The 2,485-nt window shown below is 47.4% G+C and carries 2 protein-coding genes; both read right to left on the bottom strand.

Annotated elements, in window-relative coordinates:
- A partial coding sequence (locus WBM98_RS06535; protein WP_424365223.1) for a WD40/YVTN/BNR-like repeat-containing protein occupies positions 1 to 2,161 on the bottom strand: 2,161 nt, incomplete at its 3' end.
- Positions 2,162 to 2,230: 69 nt separating this feature from the next.
- Positions 2,231 to 2,485, bottom strand: a 255-nt coding sequence (locus WBM98_RS06530; protein ID WP_424365222.1) for a hypothetical protein, incomplete at its 5' end; no start/stop codon positions are given.

The raw sequence follows: 2,485 nt of genomic DNA, 5'->3' as shown, positions 1-2,485 counted from the left end.
TAATGGGAACGATAGGAAGGTTCAACTGAAACGGACTCCAATGGGCGCCATCATCAAAGGAAATATACATTCCCGTTTCGGTGCCTGCATATAATAAGCCCTTTTGTTTTGGGTCTTCACGCACCACCCGGGTAAAGTGTTCATCTTGTATACCGTTCGTTATTTTTTTCCATGTTTTGCCATAATCCGTGGTCTTGTACAGATAGGGTTGAAAATCGCCCAACTTATATCTTGTCGCAGCGACATAGCACGTACCTTCGTCAAAGGCAGAGGGCTCAATACTATTGATCATGTTCCATTCAGGCATGTTGTTTGGAGTCACATTGTCCCAAGTAGTGCCCGAGTCCTTTGATACATGGATCAATCCGTCATCACTTCCTACCCATAGCAAACCTTCTTTCAAAGGGCTTTCATTGGCCGCGAAAATGGTACAGTAATATTCAACACTGGTATTGTCCTGCGTGATCGGACCCCCGCTGGAGACCAATTTCGTCGGATCATTTCGGGTAAGGTCGCCACTTAACAATTTCCAACTTTGACCTTCATTCTCTGTCACATGTACATGGTTCGAAAATGCATATAATTTCTTTGGATCATGCTTGCTGAACATAATCGGGAAATTCCATTGAAAACGGTATTTCATTCCTTCCGCACCATGTCCCATTGGGTTGTCTGGCCATACATTGACACCACGAACCGTTTTTTTGTCGTGATTCACCCGGGTCAAAAACCCATCATAGCTCCCCCCGTACACAATATCGTTGTTCAGGGGATCTACCGCAATATGGGCCGATTCCCCACCGGCGGTTTCTTCCCAATCACCATCATCGATGCTCCGCCCATCACTACGATGGTTGATCCGAAGGGTGGAATTATCCTGTTGGGCCGCATAAATGCGATAGGGAAAAGCATTATCGGTCGTTAGTCGATAAAACTGGGCTGTGGGCTGGTTGTAATAGGTACTCCACGTTTCACCCCCATCATAGGAAATCTGAGCCCCCCCATCATCGCCAATGATCATACGTCGCCCATTTTCAGGGGCGATCCAAAGGTCATGGTGGTCCCCGTGCGGGGCGTTAAAGGTTTTAAAGGTCTTGCCCCCGTCGGTTGATTTATGGTAATTTACGTTTAGCACATACACTACATCGGCATCTTCGGTATCGGCGTAGACCCGCGTATAGTACCAAGCCCTTTGCCGCAATTTACGTTCACTGTTGACCTGTGTCCATTTTTTCCCGCCATCATCGGAGCGGTAAAGTCCGCCTTTCTCCTTGTGTTCCACAATGGCCCAGACCCGATCTGAATTTTTGGGAGAGACCGTCACCCCGATGATGCCCAAGGTGTCTTTTGGGAACCCTTCATTTTTTGAGATTTCTTGCCAAGTTTCCCCACTATCGGTACTCTTCCAAAGGGCAGACCCTTCACCACCACTGCTTAAACTATAAGGGGTTCTTTTTGCTCGCCAGGTAGAGGCATACAGGATACGCGGATTGTTGCGATCCAAGGTTAGATCCACGGCACCGGCCTGTTCATTAACAAACAATTTTTTCTCCCAGGTAGTACCTCCATCGGTGCTTTTGTAGATGCCACGGTCTTGGGTGGGTGTATAGATATTGCCCAAAACAGCCGCATAAACGGTGTTATAATCTGTGGGGTGGATGCGGATCCTGGGCACATGCCGACTGTTTTTCAGTCCGGCCGAAGCCCATGTCTTTCCGGCATCCTCGGTTTTCCAAATGCCGTACCCCGAGGAAACATTACCCCTCAAGGTTTTTTCGCCCCCGCCTACATAGATGACATTGGGATCGCTTTTGGCCACTTCAACGGCACCGATACTGCCCCCGAAATAGCCGTCGGAGATATTACCCCAGGTACGCCCACCATCCGTGGTTTTCCATACACCGCCGCCGGTGGCCCCAAAGTAAAAAAGGTTGGGTTCCCCGGGAACCCCGGTTACAGCTGCGGATCGTCCTCCCCGAAATGGTCCAATCAAGCGGTACTCCAAACTGGAATACAGTTCCTCGGGATATTCGGGGGGAATAGCGTTTGATTTTTTTCGTCGCCCGTCCCGAGCGGAGTCGAGGGATTGGGCTGAGGTTGATGTAGGAAAAAGGAAAAAGGCCAGCAGTAAGATGCTCGCCCAAGCGTAGAGGTTTTTCATTTTTAAAAGGTTCTGATTCGTCAAGGTTAAAAGTAACCATAAATCCATTCCCTTAAAAAAATGAAGCGGTCAAATACCTGAAAATGGCTTTAAAAAATCACGGGAAAATCGCTTAAGATTTTCAATATCGTACGATATTTTTCCGTTGACCAAAACAACGGGCATGGTAACATTCTTGAGTTCAGGTTTCTCCAATTTTAATAAATCCCACATTAGAATTTGGCTTTTTTCATCGCTCGTGGTATCGATTAACTTAAAACCAATATCATTGTTCAGCATATATGTGGTAACATAGCTGCATCGCGGACAACCGTCTTGATAAAA

Source organism: Maribacter sp. (assembly GCF_049667165.1).
Lineage (GTDB): Bacteria > Bacteroidota > Bacteroidia > Flavobacteriales > Flavobacteriaceae > Maribacter_A.
The sequence above is the reverse complement of the archived record's forward strand: the minus strand, read 5'-3'. Positions and strand labels throughout refer to the sequence as shown.